At 49.9% G+C, this 14,332-nt stretch carries 14 protein-coding genes, 1 tRNA gene and 1 other RNA gene; 9 read left to right on the top strand and 7 right to left on the bottom strand.

The window, feature by feature from the left end; translation table 11 throughout:
- Positions 1 to 269: 269 nt before the first annotated feature.
- The 3 genes from radA to H8S11_RS06550 all read right to left on the bottom strand — a co-directional run bounded on the left by radA (position 270) and on the right by H8S11_RS06550 (position 2,874).
- Positions 270 to 1,643: a DNA repair protein RadA gene (gene radA, locus H8S11_RS06560; protein WP_186852588.1), complete on the bottom strand. Its 1,374-nt coding sequence runs from the start codon at positions 1,641 to 1,643 to the stop codon at positions 270 to 272.
- A gap of 136 nt (positions 1,644 to 1,779) precedes the next feature.
- Positions 1,780 to 2,406 (bottom strand): manganese catalase family protein, encoded by a 627-nt coding sequence (locus tag H8S11_RS06555; protein WP_147571795.1) that lies wholly within the window; start codon positions 2,404 to 2,406, stop codon positions 1,780 to 1,782.
- Positions 2,407 to 2,874 carry a spore coat protein CotJB gene (locus H8S11_RS06550; RefSeq protein ID WP_240287650.1) on the bottom strand — a complete coding sequence of 156 codons (468 nt, stop codon included), beginning with the start codon at positions 2,872 to 2,874 and terminating at the stop codon, positions 2,407 to 2,409.
- 249 nt (positions 2,875 to 3,123) lie between these two features.
- Here H8S11_RS06550 and H8S11_RS06545 point away from each other — a divergent pair, with 249 nt between their 5' ends.
- Positions 3,124 to 3,816, top strand: a complete 693-nt coding sequence (locus tag H8S11_RS06545; protein ID WP_186852587.1) for an N-acetylmuramoyl-L-alanine amidase — start codon at positions 3,124 to 3,126, stop codon at positions 3,814 to 3,816.
- A 265-nt stretch (positions 3,817 to 4,081) separates the two neighbouring features.
- On the opposite strand, the gene H8S11_RS06540 is transcribed toward H8S11_RS06545, so the two are convergent.
- From H8S11_RS06540 to H8S11_RS06530, 3 genes are all read right to left on the bottom strand, one after another.
- The gene (locus H8S11_RS06540) at positions 4,082 to 4,693 is read right to left on the bottom strand and encodes a hypothetical protein (protein ID WP_147571793.1); all 612 of its coding nucleotides are present in this window, start codon (positions 4,691 to 4,693) and stop codon (positions 4,082 to 4,084) included.
- Between the two features lie 699 nt (positions 4,694 to 5,392).
- Positions 5,393 to 5,848, bottom strand: coding sequence for a hypothetical protein (locus tag H8S11_RS06535; protein WP_186852586.1), 456 nt, complete (start codon positions 5,846 to 5,848; stop codon positions 5,393 to 5,395).
- Between the two features lie 168 nt (positions 5,849 to 6,016).
- Positions 6,017 to 6,093 (bottom strand) — tRNA-Pro (locus H8S11_RS06530).
- Between the two features lie 112 nt (positions 6,094 to 6,205).
- Here H8S11_RS06530 and H8S11_RS06525 point away from each other — a divergent pair.
- The 7 genes from H8S11_RS06525 (at position 6,206) to H8S11_RS06495 (ending at position 11,895) form a co-directional block, all read left to right on the top strand.
- Positions 6,206 to 7,222: a M23 family metallopeptidase gene (locus H8S11_RS06525; RefSeq protein WP_186852585.1), complete on the top strand. Its 1,017-nt coding sequence runs from the start codon at positions 6,206 to 6,208 to the stop codon at positions 7,220 to 7,222.
- A gap of 41 nt (positions 7,223 to 7,263) precedes the next feature.
- Positions 7,264 to 7,833 (top strand): site-2 protease family protein, encoded by a 570-nt coding sequence (locus tag H8S11_RS06520; RefSeq protein WP_186852584.1) that lies wholly within the window; start codon positions 7,264 to 7,266, stop codon positions 7,831 to 7,833.
- Between the two features lie 33 nt (positions 7,834 to 7,866).
- A complete protein-coding gene (locus H8S11_RS06515) occupies positions 7,867 to 9,705 on the top strand; it encodes a TIGR03960 family B12-binding radical SAM protein (RefSeq protein WP_147571789.1) in 1,839 nt (612 codons plus the stop codon).
- The gene (locus H8S11_RS06510) at positions 9,698 to 10,363 is read left to right on the top strand and encodes a TIGR03936 family radical SAM-associated protein (RefSeq protein WP_186852583.1); all 666 of its coding nucleotides are present in this window, start codon (positions 9,698 to 9,700) and stop codon (positions 10,361 to 10,363) included. Before H8S11_RS06515 ends, H8S11_RS06510 begins: the two co-directional genes overlap by 8 nt.
- Before the next feature lie 30 nt (positions 10,364 to 10,393).
- Positions 10,394 to 10,762 carry a thioesterase family protein gene (locus H8S11_RS06505; protein ID WP_147571787.1) on the top strand — a complete coding sequence of 123 codons (369 nt, stop codon included), beginning with the start codon at positions 10,394 to 10,396 and terminating at the stop codon, positions 10,760 to 10,762.
- A 112-nt stretch (positions 10,763 to 10,874) separates the two neighbouring features.
- The gene (locus H8S11_RS06500; RefSeq protein ID WP_186852582.1) at positions 10,875 to 11,048 is read left to right on the top strand and encodes a hypothetical protein; all 174 of its coding nucleotides are present in this window, start codon (positions 10,875 to 10,877) and stop codon (positions 11,046 to 11,048) included.
- A 118-nt stretch (positions 11,049 to 11,166) separates the two neighbouring features.
- Entirely contained in the window at positions 11,167 to 11,895 is a 729-nt protein-coding gene (locus H8S11_RS06495) for a YebC/PmpR family DNA-binding transcriptional regulator (protein WP_147571786.1), read from the top strand.
- Positions 11,896 to 12,421: 526 nt separating this feature from the next.
- Here H8S11_RS06495 and rnpB read toward each other — a convergent pair.
- Positions 12,422 to 12,776: RNase P RNA component class A (gene rnpB / locus H8S11_RS06490), an RNA gene on the bottom strand.
- Positions 12,777 to 12,935: 159 nt separating this feature from the next.
- Between rnpB and murD the strand changes: the two genes are divergently transcribed.
- Positions 12,936 to 14,321: a UDP-N-acetylmuramoyl-L-alanine--D-glutamate ligase gene (gene murD / locus H8S11_RS06485; RefSeq protein ID WP_186852581.1), complete on the top strand. Its 1,386-nt coding sequence runs from the start codon at positions 12,936 to 12,938 to the stop codon at positions 14,319 to 14,321.
- Positions 14,322 to 14,332: the final 11 nt, after the last annotated feature.

Here is a 14,332-nt window from a genome sequence, read left to right as displayed (position 1 = left end):
TTAGAAACATGTCACTGAATTTGTATCTTTCTCTATATCCGTCAAGCTTCCAGACTAATTTTTTCATATCCATCCATATCTCATATCTTTTCCACTCTAGGACATACTACTTACTCTCGATACTGGAGGTGAAAAGAATGAGCTTGATCGTGTGCACTGATTCCTGTGTTTATCAGAAGGACGGATACTGTTCTCTCTACCGAGCCGCCTCCTCCGGGTTAACTTCTAGCTCCAGCTGTATTAATTTTGTTCCCTTAAGTAAAAAAGCTTTACAGCAACGTCGCCAGAGCCTCCCGAATACTGGAAACCCGGATCAACTCTAGTCCCTCCGGAGCAATTAGTTTGCCCTGGACACGCTTTGGAATCAGACATTTTGTAAAGCCTAGCCGCTGGACTTCGGACAGGCGTTGGCCTAACGCACTGACTGCCCGAAGTTCTCCGGTCAGCCCCACTTCCCCAATAGCAGCAAGATAATGAGGTACCGGTCTGTCCCGAAAACTGGAGGCCATAGCCAACACAACTGCTAAATCTGCCGCTGGTTCGTCTAATGTTAGCCCTCCAATGACATTTAGATAGCTGTCACAATTTCCCAGTAAAAGGCCGCCGCGTTTTTCCAGCACGGCCAGCAACAACATGGTGCGGTTATATTCGAAGCCATTGCTCACTCTTCTAGGATTTCCTAGGCTGCTGGGCACCACTAGGGCCTGGATTTCTGCCAGCACCGGGCGTACTCCCTCCATAACACAGGTAACACAGGTACCCGGAGCATCCATGGGACGGCCAGCTAACAGAGTTTCCGAGGGGTTTGGCACTTCACACAGTCCACCATCCTCCATCTCAAAAACACCAATCTCATTGGTCGCACCAAAGCGGTTCTTGGCCGCCCTTAAGATGCGGTAGGCCATATGCCTCTCACCTTCAAAATAAAGGACACAGTCTACCATATGCTCCAGCACCTTAGGCCCGGCAATAAAGCCCTCTTTGTTCACATGTCCGATGACAAAAACGGTAATTCCCTCTCCCTTTGCAAGCTGCATCAACGCCAGTGTGCACTCCTTTACCTGGCTTACGCTTCCAGGGGCGGCATTCACATCCCCGTGGTATAAAGTCTGAATAGAATCCACAATGAGCACATCAGGCTGGAGATGATGAACTGAATCAATCATGTTCTCCAGATCGGTTTCCGCCAGCAGATGAAGCCCCTCCTCTGCCACGTTTAGCCTCTGCGCTCGGAGTTTGATCTGCCGTTCGGATTCCTCTCCTGATACATACAAAACTGTGGCAAACCGGCACAGATTATCGCAGATCTGCAGCATAAGTGTGGACTTTCCAATGCCAGGAGCACCGCCTATCAGAACCAGCGATCCCTTGACCGCGCCGCCTCCCAGAACCCGGTCCAGCTCTCCCATTCCTGTACAAAATCTCAGCTCATCTTTGATCTCCACATCTTTCATGAGTTTGGGACGGTGAACGGCCACGCCAGCCGCGGAACCTCTGGGATGGTTGATTCCTGCTTTTTTGACGGGCTTTTCTGTGGGTTGCTCTACCACCGTATTCCATGCGCCGCAGGCAGGACATTTCCCCTGCCATTTTGGCATCTCGTTCCCGCATTCTGTACAGTAAAAGAGAGTCTTTGCTTTCATCGTCCTGCTCCTTCTGGTGCCGAGTTTGATTTATTTTATTCTAGCAGGTTTTCGCCTTATTGTAAATCTGTACGGACAGTTTCTATCAGCTTTGAGAAGAGCCAGGCCCCCTAATAAATGGGAGCCTGGCTGTTTTTTAACCTCTAGCAGGAGTCCTGGGTTGTGCTTTGTCAAAGGCAGGGTTAGTAAGGTAGACGTTTCTTGCGTCCATCTTCTCTTTGCACAGGCGCAAACACTCGCCAAATCGCTGGAAGTGGACAATTTCCCGCTCTCGCAGAAAACGGATGACGTTGTTGACATCTGGGTCATCGGAAAGGCGGAGAATGTTATCATAGGTGAGGCGGGCCTTTTGCTCGGCCGCCAAGTCTTCAGTCAAGTCGGCAATGACATCGCCGGTAGATTGGATAGAGCCGGCGCTCCAAGGGAACCCGGAAGCGGCAGTAGGATAGACACCTGTGGTGTGGTCTACGAAATAAGGAGCAAAGGTTGGATTATTTCGCACATCTTCGTCGGTGAGGTTTCGAGTCAGTTGGTGAACGATGGCGGCTACCATCTCCATATGGCCCAGCTCCTCAGTGCCGATGTCCGTCAATACGCCTTTTGCCTCAGCATAAGGCATGGCATAACGCTGGGACAGATAGCGCATAGAGGCACCTAGTTCTCCGTCTGGACCACCATATTGACTGATAATAAAAGCGGCCAACTTAGGATTTGGAGTGGCAATTTTTACTGGAAATTGAAGCTTCTTTTCATAAATAAACATTTACTTCACCTCATTCTGCTGGAAATTCCAAGGCCAGGGCTCCTGGAGCCAGTTGTATCTCTCTCCAGTCGCCGCCGCGGCTTTGGTCAGGGGCCCGAATTTGCTTTCGTAAGCGGCTTTGGCCGACTTTTCCATGGCGGCATACTGCTTGAAAAGGGTGAATGCCTCCGTATCGTCAGGATGGGTGTCAAGATAAATCCCAAGTTCTAGTACGACGAATTCCAGAGCCTGGAGCTCTACCAGCGGATTTGTGGGCAAAGTGGAACCTTCCACCTTCAAATGGAAGGGGAGGTTGAGGCCTGGAAAGAGTGTACCGTTGCTCAGAGCCTCACTTTGGGAATATTTATTGGGTCTATCCTGCTGAAATGGGACGTAAGGGACTGCCAGTCCTGCACAGGACGGCAGAGTACCATAATTATCAGGGCAGCTAGTCTGCAGGGGGCAGGAGCTACCGATCTCTTGATTCAAAGGGATTCCCTCCTTGGTTGGATTTGAGGGGCGGATGGGCCCTCATCCCAGTGTATGGTCTGACCGGTAACGTGGTCCCTGGAGAAAAAGGGAGTCAAGGATGGAACTTTTGGGCTTTCCGGTTATCTTCTCTATTTCTTTACCAAGGAAGACAAGATTTGGTGGCCAAAATAAATTTTATTTTAAATAGGGAATATTGCTCTTGTCCGTCTCCATATGTTAGGTCGAGGTGGTCTTATGAGGCGGCGGATGTTATTGCTAGGATTGGCTATCGTGACAGTATTGTTTTTGCTGAACTGGTCGCTGCGCTTATGCATGGGGAGAATGGATAGAATAGCGTCATCTTCCTCTTTAGTAAATAGCCAGGCCAATCTGATTCTGGATGCCGGGCATGGTGGAGAAGATGGGGGTGCTGTCTCACTCACTGGTATGCCGGAAAGTCAGATTAATCTGGCAGTGGTATTGAGGATGCGGGATATTTTGGCCTTTTACGGAGTATCTCCCATGGTCCTTCGAGAAGAAGACATTTCCCTCCACGACAACAGTGCGGTTTCACTGCGTGAAAAGAAGGTATCTGATCTAAAAAATAGAGTGGCTGCTATTGAGGGACAAAGAAGCGCCACTCTGCTTAGTATCCATCAGAATACTTATCCGAATAATCGCTATCACGGCGCACAGGTATTCTATGCGCCCACAGAGGGCTCTAAGGAACTGGCGGAACATATTCAGGCGGTAGTCAAGGGGACACTCCAGCCAGAAAATGAGCGGTCGGTAAAACAAATTCCGGATACGGTCTATCTTATGAATCATATTAGTTGTCCAGCCGTCCTGGTGGAGTGTGGATTTTTAACGAATCCAGAAGAGGAGGCACAACTGTTGGATCCAGATTATCAGAAACAACTGGCCGCTGTTCTGGTGGGGGCCTGGCTGACCGCTCCATAAGAACACAACCACCAGCTTCGCTGGTGGTTGTCTCTATGCGGGCATAGCCCTTTATTCCTCACGGATGACACATCAAACGTGTAATTCAAATTCTGTCAGCCGGCTCTATCCACGCCGTTTTGATTCCTTAGTCCTTTCCTACCACCACTTTCTCTTTCTGCACCTCTGTCACTCCTACTGAGTTACGATAAATTCCTGTTTTTTCCGTTAATCCCTCAAGGAATTAATACACGCCAGCCGCAGTGATGTGTTCTCATGACACAGTTTAATCGAACATAACCGTCTCAGCTAAGTCTAGATTGGTATTTGATATTTCTTGGTCTACAACAGATACCGGAGCATTACTCTTTACTCTTTCTGCTCCTGTGATATCCCATCCGCCACCAGCAACGGCTTCGTTTGTGTTCACCATTACTTCCATACCACTATACATGAATCTTAACCAGCCTTCTGCGGTTATCGTGTCTTCTCCGAAGTACTCATAATCATCGACACCAATCAAGGAGAAGAAATCTTCAAAGGACATGTCATCTTCCATGTCTGGAAAAAGTACATTTGCTGTTGTGATGAAACCAGCGCATTTTAACTGGTCTTCATATTCGTTCATAGCCTTTTCAGCATCACCGCTCTGTGTTCCGAAAAAGTAGGAAACATATTCCGCCTCCGGATCCCCAAAACATATAGCAGCACAATCCGGGAATCCATCTAATCTTACAATAAATTCGCCTTCGGGATACTCATTTCTTAATTCACTAAGTGTTTTTCCAATGTCATTAAAAAATTCAGGTGTTTGGTCGCTAGGGGTTGCAGGTACGCAAGCGGAAAATGCGAATGATACAAGCAAACATATGGTCACAATAACTACGTTTCTTTTCATATTAACCTCCGTTCAGCGATATCATACTGCTCTAAATGTAACATTTTTGAGGAATTTCTTGGAGTAAATCGGCAGACAAAATGATGTATTGTTTTATAAATTATAATAAGAAGCACAACAAAAAGCAAGGATTTGGAATGTTGTTCCCAATCCCCCAATTCTTGCTAATCAAAGTACATTTTCAGCAGAAATGATAAATCCGAACACATTCATCACTTAGAGAATGTAGTTCGGATTATCGTTGTTTGCAGAGGACTGTTAATATCGATATTTTCCGACGGTGAAAAATACCGCCCGCAGGGCGGCCACCAGCTGCGAGCCCAGCGGAGCGGGTCGCAGTTGGAAAGGAGGAGCAAGGGAGCGGGCAGATGACGCCTTTTTCCCCAGCATAAAAAGATGTCGGAGCAAAGTGGACTTTGCTCCGACGTGGTCCTCCTAATGATTACATATCCGAACGATGACGATCTTCCAAAAGGTAAGTATTATATCCTTTGGGGACAGGGCAGTAGGTAGCACGATAAAATTAAGACAGAGTCCTGGTCCTGGCCCTGGCCCTGCTCCCAGAGATACAAGCCTTTTTCGAGAGCGAGGAAGGACAGCGGGAGTTTGCAGAGTGGAAAGCGCAACAAGAACAAGACAAGGAAAAACAGGACTAAAGCACAAGGCGGGAACATCTGTCACGATGCTCCCGCCTTGTTATTAACTCTCATTAGATGCTTTTCGTCCAAATAGAACAAAAATATATGGAGGCAATATCCAGGCAATTATGGCAGAAATCCAAACATTTTGAGTAACTTGGAATAGCAGACTTGAAATAAAACTATCCCACTCTGTTAACTCGGCAAAATACAGAGAAAACATTCCTTGCATTTTATAAGCAATTAAGCCAAATACAATATTGAGGACAACCAAGACAGACGCAGAGTAAAAAAGTTCTCTGTGCGTCATCTTACGAAAAAAGAAAAATCCACCAATCGTAACAACAATTATAAACAGTACAATATTAAGAATTAACCATCGTGTACTATCTGTGGATATTGACCCGTCTGGCAATGTTACTATTGTCCATCTTCCCAAAAAACGGACCTCCAGTTGAAAACATATCCAACTTGCTACAATGCAATATAGAGGAACTTTCCACCATGATTTCTTCATGCTATGCGCCTCCTTTGGATCAGTTTCTGTGATTATATCACCGATTTTGTTGAAAAGCAATGGCAGGAATTTTCTTCCTGCCATTGTCTGCTAAATTACATTTTCAATAGAAATGATAAATCCGAACACATTACCCATTTGGATAATGTAGTTCGGATTATCATTGTTTGGTCCGAGTGGCGGGATTTGAACCCACGGTCTCTTGGACCCGAACCAAGCGCGATACCAAGCTTCGCCACACCCGGAGTTCTAACTGCTATATTATAAAATCTTTCATCAAAGATGTCAAGTGTAATATCCAAAACCGCTTCAGAATAGACTGACCTATCACCGATATCTGAAAAGGGAGGGGCCAGGATGTATCGCGCCGCACACACTGCCCGAAAAAATATCCATTTCTCACCTACCGGAGCAGGCCGGCATAGTAGAGGATCCAGCAGCCAGGAGAGGACACGTCTACGTCAGCTGTTGGTCTGTGTCGTCCTATTCCTAACCGTATTTTTAGGGAAGGGAATTTTCCCAGCCAAACTGCTTCAGGTGCGGGACGATATCGTTCAGCTTATCACCTATAATATCGATTTTAAAGCTGCTTTTTCCAAACTTGGTGCCACGATTGGGGGGGAAGGCACGCTGCTGGACCAACTTGGTGAATTTTGCGTAGAAGTATTCGGCGGTTCTTCTAGTTCCGACGTAGATCCACAGCAGGCAGGAAATTTGTATGATTCCTCCCAATCAAAGATTGTGCTCCTGACAGGGGGCAGACAGGATCCGGAGGAATTGACCCAGAACCTATTTTCCTCCGATCTCCCAAAGCTGGATATTTCCTTTGATACGGAGCCTGTGGAACAGTCGGAGCAGCCAGCGGCAGTGGAGGAGCCAGCCGTGGTGCCGGCCGCGGGTACGCTGCTCCTCAAATCTGATTATAGTGGGAAGGAACTGCCCAATAATTATACCATGGATAAGCTCTCACTGGGAGATCTCGAAACAGTCACCCCTGTTCTTGGCCATTTAAATTCTGTCTATGGATACCGGGACCACCCTATTAATGGTGTGTATCAGTTTCACGGCGGCGTGGATATTGGTGGACAGACAGGCGATCCGATCAGCGCCTTTGCCACCGGCACGGTGGAGTATGTCGGCCAAGACGACTCCTATGGGCTCTATCTCCAACTGGACCATGGAAATGGCGTCAAATCATTCTATGCTCATTGTAACAAGGTCTGTGTCAGTAAGGGACAGTCTGTGGCTGTGGGGGAGAAGATTGCGGAGGTGGGCTCATCCGGCGCCGCCACTGGGCCACACCTGCATTTGGAACTTAAATTCAATAAAACTCATCTGGATCCAATTTACTATATCCAGGTCCTGGAAAACTAATGCGCATTGGAAAGTTGGAAGTAACAGCGCCCTTTTTCCTCATGTTGGCGTGGCTCAACTACCTGGACCGGCAGGGGCTGGTCCCGCTGTGCGTGTTGGCCTGCTGTTTCCATGAGCTGGGGCATCTCCTGTCGATACGGCTGTTGAGTGGAGATATCAAGCTAATCCGCCTTACAGCTGTTGGAGCGGAAATGGTACTGTGTAGGCCGATGGGATATGGCCAGGAGATGGTGGCGGCTCTAGCGGGACCGGGCGTGAATCTGCTGCTGGCTGTCCTCTGCTGCCGCTGGAGCTGGGGAACACTTTTCGCCGGGTTGAATCTGGCTCTAGGCTGTTTTAATCTTTTGCCGGTCGGGAGGCTGGACGGCGGCCGTTTTTTACATGGATTGCTGGCTGTCTTTTGTGGCCTGAATGTGGCAGAGCAAATTGGAGCCTTGCTGGACGGATGTCTGGTAGGCTCGCTGCTTCTGGCGGGGGCGCTGCTGGCCTGGAAAAACGGAAATATCACCCTGTTATCTGTTGGGCTGTGGCTGCTGGCTGTTTTTTCCAAAGGAAAAAAGAGGGGAAATAGGGCTTGCCTTATAGATAAGAAAAAGGTAAAATCATATTGATTCGCTCCTAGGCGTTTCAACTGGAGGATCAATATGAATCGCACACTAGAGCATATCTTACCCAAAGTACAAAAGCCCGCCCGCTATACTGGCGGCGAGTATAACGCAGTGGTCAAAGAGAAGTGTTCTGTGACCACTCGTTTCGCACTTTGTTTTCCGGATACCTATGAGATTGGGATGTCCAATTTGGGATGCCGCATTTTATATGGCGTCATGAATCAGAGGCCCGATGTGTGGTGCGAGCGCTGCTATGCCCCCTGGGGCGATATGGAAGAGGAAATGCGCCGGGAGGGACTGCTCCTCTATGGGCTGGAGAGCGGGGATCCCATCGCAGACTTTCATATCATCGGCTTTTCTCTTGGGTATGAGATGGCCTACTCCAATGTTTTGAATATGTTGGATCTGGCGGGACTGCCGCTCCGATCCGCGGACCGGAAAGGTCTTACTCCGCTTGTGGTAGCTGGTGGCACCTGCTGTTATAATCCTGAACCGTTGGCCCCTTTTATTGACTTCTTCGTCCTTGGCGAAGGGGAGGAGGTCACCCTGGAGTACATAGACCTGTACCAAAGGGCCCAGGAGGAAGGATGGTCTAAAGAGGAGCTTCTGCAGGAAGCGGCTCGTATCCCTGGTATCTATGTCCCCTCGCTTTATGAGGTAACTTACCATGAGGACGGACGGGTGGCAGCCATCACTCCAAAGGAGGGCGCCCCCGCCACCGTGACAAAACGGATCATCCAGGACATGGACAAAGCCTATTTCCCAGTAAAGACCATCATTCCCTCCACCGAGATCGTCCACGACCGGGTGATGCTGGAGCTGTTTCGGGGATGTATCCGGGGCTGCCGCTTCTGCCAGGCTGGATATGCCTATCGCCCTGTCCGAAGCCGCAGCCCAGAACTGCTGGCCAGATATGGGAAGGAAGCCTGCGAGGACTCCGGCTATCAGGAGATGACACTGTCCAGCCTGTCCTCCACGGATTATCCCTGTCTGCTGCAGTTGTGTGATGACCTGCTGGATTACTGCGCCCCACGGGATATTGGCCTGTCTCTGCCCTCCCTGCGGGCGGATACCTTCTCCATGAATCTGATGGAGCGGCTCCAGCGGGTCCGAAAGGGCGGATTGACTTTCGCTCCGGAGGCTGGGACCCAGCGCCTAAGAGACGCCATCAACAAAAATCTCCGGGAGGAGGACCTTCTCCAGTCCTGCCGCACCGCCTTTTCCGGCGGTTGGAGTGGAGTAAAGCTGTATTTTATGCTGGGACTGCCCACAGAAACAGATGAGGATGTCCTGGGCATCGCCGACCTAGCCCGTAAGGTCTATTTTACCTGGCGGGAGTGCACTCCAAACAAGGCCCGTGGAGTACGAATCACGGTATCCACCTCCTGGTTCGTTCCAAAGCCGCACACCGCCTTCCAGTGGGAGGCCCAAATCCCGGTAGAGGAGTACCAGCGCCGGGTGGATTTGTTGCGGGATGCGCTGAAGCGGGACAAGTCGATCACTTACAACTGGCACGACCCCCAGACCAGCTATCTGGAGGCCATTTTCTCCAGGGGAGACCGCCGTTTAGCCGATGTATTGGAATGGGCCTGGGAGCATGGAGCCAAATTTGACGCCTGGAGCGAATATTTCGATTACCAGCGATGGATGGACGCTCTGTCCGCCTGTGGGCTGGATGGGGACTTCTATGCCCACCGGGTCCGGGAAAAGGACGAGCTATTCCCCTGGGCAGTACCAAGCGTCGGGGTCAGTCGGGAATTCCTGTGGCGGGAGCGGGAGCTTTGCTACCAGTCTGTCACCACTCCAGACTGCCGGTCACGCTGCTCGGCCTGTGGGGCCAACAAAATGCTGACAGGAGGTAGGACCTGTGGCTGACCGCCTGCTATTTTCCAAGACAGGGAGAGCCAAATATATCTCTCATCTGGATCTGATGCGCACCTTTCAGCGTGCTTTCGCTCGCGCCAAGATCCCGATCAAGCATACAGAAGGGTTTAATCCACATCCCTTTGTTTCCATTGCGCTGCCCCTCTCGGTGGGCTACTCCAGCCAGTGTGAAATACTGGAGTTTGGACTGATGGAGGGGACCGGCAGGGAAGAGGTGCCGGGCAGATTGACCGCCGCCATGCCGGAGGGGATCGTGGTCCATCAGTGCTATCCAGCACAGCGAAAACTCAAGGAGTTGGCCTATGTCAACTACATCATGAATATGGAATATCCGGCAGGCCGTCCCCAGGAGACAGAGTCTGCCATGCGGGAGCTGCTGGGCCGCGACAGTTTGATTATGCAAAAGAAATCTAACAAAGCCAAAAAGGGATATACAGAAGTGGATCTCATTCCTTTGATCCGCGGCTGGAATCTGGAATGTCAGAGCGACACTATGACGCTAGATGCGGTACTGTCAGCCCAGAATCCCGGCCTGAACCCCGAACTTATCCACAGCGCCTTTTGCCAGGAATATCCTCAATTCCGGCCAGACATGGTTACCTTCCACCGCCGAGAGGTACTGGACAAAGATGGAACTCCCTTCCGCTGAAGGGGCACAATACACAGGAGGAGAATACCCATGGAGGAGAAGAAGCAGCATACACTGACCTGGACAGTCACAGACGATATGACCGCCAAGCGCATCGGAACCGCCGGCGCCAAGATCCTTTCCACCCCCAATATGCTGGCCCTGATGGAAGGGGCCGCTCTGGAATTGGCCCGTGAATTTTTGGACGATGGGATGACCACCGTAGGCGCGGAAGCGCACGTCAAGCATTTGGCCCCTACACCCGTTGGGATGAAGGTGTGGGCTACCGCCACCCTCCGGGAAATCGAGCGCCGGAAGATGTGGTTTGACATCGAAGTGTTTGACGAGAAGGGCAAATGTGGTGAGGGTTGGCATCTGCGTATCATGGTGCCTGACAAAGACCGGAGTCAGGTCCAGTGACGCTGGCATTGTATCCGAAAGGCCTTGGGATCTCCTGACTTCAATTACACCTATATTGTCTATGGAAAGTATTGCGAACTTTGAAAGCAATTGTACCAAAGGAGGTTAAACAATGAAAAATTGGGTATTTCTTTTAGGTATGATCACTTTATCCATTTCTATTATAATTTTTGGCGTTCTTTTGTCTCAAGCAATTGAACGGGCAGGATCTGGTTTGGATAGTTCGCTTTCTTATTTTGCAGAGTTGTTGCGTGGCACACTTCTTACCATTTCCGAAAGAAATTGACGGTGCAATTTCTGTAATCTATATAGATTGGACGATCTCCTGAGAAAACAGCTTGTCAAGGCCTATAAAGAGTGATATAATATTTGCGCTCATTACACAAGAAGGGAACGATATTACCATGTCCGGACATTCCAAGTGGCACAATATACAGAAGACCAAGGGTGCGGCCGATGCCAAGCGCTCCCAAATTTTTACCAAGATTGCCCGTGAAATGATCGTAGCAGTCAAGACCGGGGGCAGCGGTGATCCCGCCAACAACTCCCGTCTGGCCACCGTCATTGCCAAGGCCAAGGCGGCCAATATGCCCAACGATAATATCAAGCGGACCATCGACAAGGCGCTGGGCTCCGGCAATACCGACAGCTTTGAGAACGTGACCTATGAGGGCTACGGCCCCAATGGCGTCGCCGTGATCATCGAGGCGCTGACCGACAACCGCAACCGCACCGCCCCTGAGGTGCGCCACCTGCTGGACAAGTATGGCAAGGGCTTGGGCGCCACTGGTTGTGTATCCTGGTCCTTTGACCGCAAGGGTGTCATTGTCATCGAGTCGGAAGACCTAGACGAGGATACTGTTATGATGGATGCTCTGGAGGCCGGCGCCGACGATATGCAGGCTGACGACGAGGTATTTGAGGTCTATACTGATCCCGATGCCTTCGCCGCTGTGACCGAAACTCTGGAGAAGAAAGGCTATGTCTTCTTGGAGGCTGGAGTCCAGATGGTCCCCCAGAACTATGTCAAGCTCACCGCTGAGGACGATATCAAAAATATGGAGAAGCTGATCGATTTCCTGGAGGAAAATGATGATGTCCAGGCTGTGTATCACAACTGGGACCAGGACTGATTCTTCTCATAAGATAAGGGCCCTGGAGCGCAAAACCGCTCCAGGGCCCTTTTTTGTTACTCGTCATAGATGATAATGCAGAACTGACTGGTGCCAGTATAGGTATCATACTTTGTAACAGAAGATGAAATTTCCATAAAATAAACTCCTAATTTCTTGGTCCCAAAGTCTAATTCAAAAATGAATGTACATTGATTCATTGATAGGTTTATCAAAATTTATAGAAGAATACAATCAAATCATTTTTTTAGATTGGCTGGGTATTATCTGTTTCTTCAAGGTCAATAAAATACTGTTCATCCATATGGACGCAAAAAATTCTGTGATGTTACATTTCATCATTAAATAATCCTTGAATGTAAAAAAAGAATCATATAACAGCCAAAGTTGCCTTCAGCTATTTCATGTTTCTGGGTATTTCTTATAGTATTCATACTATTATTCTCAGTTCCGACCAGGAACACAAAGAGGAATTCTGATAGAAAATAAAAAATACAGCGTCCCTGCCCTCTGACTGGAACGCTGTATCGCAAGCAGGCCTGTAAGCCGGGTTCTGTCTTTTAAGACAGCCATCTATCTCGATGCGTCGTTGCCGGCGCACTCAAGCCGCCTCCATGGAACGGCCGGGCCAGCCTGTTGTCCCTCCACGGCGTTGCTCCGGATAGAGTTTACAGCGATGGGCGCTTCCACGCCATCGGGTGAGCTCTTACCTCACCTTTCCACCCTTACCCCGTTCAAGGAGAACGAGGCGGTATATCTCTGTTGCACTTTTCCTAGGGTCGCCCCCGGCGGGTGTTACCCGTTATCCTTGCCCTGTGGAGCCCGGACTTTCCTCACAGATGGGCCTTTCGCCCCATCCGCGCGGCTGTCCAGCCTGCTTGACTGGTCTATCATACAGGAAAACGGAGTGTATGTCAAATGGTTTCCTGGACTGGAAACTTCCAAGCATATGGAGCCGCTCACAGTTTCGATTGAATTTTTTTACCCGGTATGTTAATATAAAGTTCTAGGAAAGAAAAACTTGGAAGGAGGACGTTTCAGTGTCCACCATTACTGAATATCTTGAGTCCCTCCATGGCTATTCCATCGCTGTCATTGGTATGGGAGTCAGCAATACCCCTCTGATTCGAATGTTCCTTCGGGCTGGTCTGAAGGTCACGGTCTGTGATAAGGCGCCCCGGGAACGGGTGGAGGAGCAGGCCGCGGAATTGGAGAGCCTGGGGGCTAAACTTCATCTGGGACCTGGTTATCTGGACCGGTTGGCGCGGTTCGACCTTATTTTCCGAACGCCCGGCCTCAGTCCCAATACCCCTGAACTGCGGGAGGCGGCCGAGAGGGGGAGCATCGTTACCTCTGAAATGGAGCTCTTTTTTCAGATGTGTCCCTGTAAGATCATCGGTGTCACTGGCAGCGACGGAAAGACCACGACCACAACGCTGATCAGTGAGTTTCTAAAAGAAGCTGGGTATAATGTCTATGTGGGGGGTAATATCGGCAAACCACTTCTCCCGGATGTCGCCGGTATGACCCCGGAGGATATGGTCGTGGTGGAGCTGTCCTCTTTTCAACTGATGTCTATGGGGCAGAGCCCCAATGTGGCGGTCTTTACCAATCTTTCCCCCAACCATCTGGACTATCATCACACCATGGAGGAATATACCGCCGCTAAGATTAATATTTTCCGGTACCAGGAGCCGGGTGACCGTGCAATATTCAACTACGATAACGATATTACACGTGCCCTGTCCAAACAGGCCCCGACCGCCGTCATGCTGTTCAGCAGAAAGCAGAGTTTGGAAGAGGGAGTCTATCTCCGGGATGGCGCTATCTGGCTGACCAATGAAATCGGCAGCCGTGAGGTGCTCCCCCTGGCTGACATCCAAATTCCTGGTGTCCACAATATCGAAAATTATATGGCGGCCATTGCGGCTGTGGATGGCTTAGTGCCAGACAAAAAGGTTCGGGCCGTTGCACAGCGATTCACCGGTGTCGAACATCGTATTGAGTTGGTCCGTGAATTGGATGGCGTAAAGTATTACAATGATTCTATCGGTACCAGCCCTACCCGCACTATGGCCTGCCTGGATTCCTTCAATCAAAAGCTCATTTTGATTGCGGGAGGATATGATAAGGGAGTCCCCTTTACGCAGCTAGGCGTGGAGATTATAAAGAAGGTAAAAACGTTGATTTTGACGGGTGATACCGCCCCTGCCATACGAAAGGCTGTGGAAGAAGCGGAGGGCTACAGGGACAGCGGGCTAAAACTGATTGAAACCGAGGATTTGTCCGCCGCTGTGGCCGCGGCTCAGGGGGCCGCAGTCGCGGGTGATGTGGTGGTTCTATCTCCCGCCTGTGCCGCGTTTGACCGATTTAAAAATTTTATGGAGCGCGGACGCGTATTTAAAGAGCTTGTCAACGCGCTCTGATGCGGAGGAAT

It is taken from the genome of Flintibacter hominis (genome assembly GCF_014287965.1).
Classification (GTDB): Bacteria; Bacillota; Clostridia; order Oscillospirales; family Oscillospiraceae; genus Lawsonibacter; species Lawsonibacter aceti.
Note: the sequence above shows the minus strand (reverse complement) of the source record. Positions and strands in the feature narration are given on the sequence as shown.

Coding starts and splice junctions, on each gene's coding strand:
- H8S11_RS06525 (WP_186852585.1), top strand. CDS start 6,206: ATGTATCGCGCCGCACACACTGCCCGAAAAAATATCCATTTCTCACCT.
- H8S11_RS06545 (WP_186852587.1), top strand. CDS start 3,124: ATGTTATTGCTAGGATTGGCTATCGTGACAGTATTGTTTTTGCTGAAC.
- radA (WP_186852588.1), bottom strand. CDS start 1,643: ATGAAAGCAAAGACTCTCTTTTACTGTACAGAATGCGGGAACGAGATG.
- H8S11_RS06555 (WP_147571795.1), bottom strand. CDS start 2,406: ATGTTTATTTATGAAAAGAAGCTTCAATTTCCAGTAAAAATTGCCACT.
- H8S11_RS06540 (WP_147571793.1), bottom strand. CDS start 4,693: ATGAAAAGAAACGTAGTTATTGTGACCATATGTTTGCTTGTATCATTC.
- H8S11_RS06505 (WP_147571787.1), top strand. CDS start 10,394: ATGGAGGAGAAGAAGCAGCATACACTGACCTGGACAGTCACAGACGAT.
- H8S11_RS06495 (WP_147571786.1), top strand. CDS start 11,167: ATGTCCGGACATTCCAAGTGGCACAATATACAGAAGACCAAGGGTGCG.
- H8S11_RS06500 (WP_186852582.1), top strand. CDS start 10,875: ATGAAAAATTGGGTATTTCTTTTAGGTATGATCACTTTATCCATTTCT.
- H8S11_RS06520 (WP_186852584.1), top strand. CDS start 7,264: ATGTTGGCGTGGCTCAACTACCTGGACCGGCAGGGGCTGGTCCCGCTG.
- H8S11_RS06535 (WP_186852586.1), bottom strand. CDS start 5,848: ATGAAGAAATCATGGTGGAAAGTTCCTCTATATTGCATTGTAGCAAGT.
- H8S11_RS06515 (WP_147571789.1), top strand. CDS start 7,867: ATGAATCGCACACTAGAGCATATCTTACCCAAAGTACAAAAGCCCGCC.